This is a genomic window from Seonamhaeicola marinus, assembly GCF_008085455.1.
The window spans coordinates 1-239 of record NZ_VSDQ01000891.1; the positions used below are offsets into that span (position 1 = coordinate 1).

The window sequence follows — 239 nt, forward strand, 5'->3', positions numbered from 1 at the left end:
TTATCGTTTTCTTTGGCCGGATCTAAAAAGCTAATACTAATACCAATTGAAATACCAATAACTAATGATATGTATGCTTTAGTACACCAGCCTTCAAAATCTTTACTTATGTAATAAATAGAGCCTATAATCATTCCGAAGAATACACTCCAAACGTACAGTTCGTAATTAATAATAAGGTAATCTAAAATTTTTGAAATACTGAAGTAGCTTACAATCATTCCGAAGAAAAGCAGCCC

The 239-nt window shown here is 31.0% G+C and carries 1 protein-coding gene; it reads right to left on the reverse strand.

The genetic code is table 11. The features are described from left to right. Window positions 1–239: undecaprenyl phosphate translocase family protein (locus FUA24_RS24650; RefSeq protein WP_148546086.1), on the reverse strand; the 239-nt coding region annotated here is incomplete at both ends.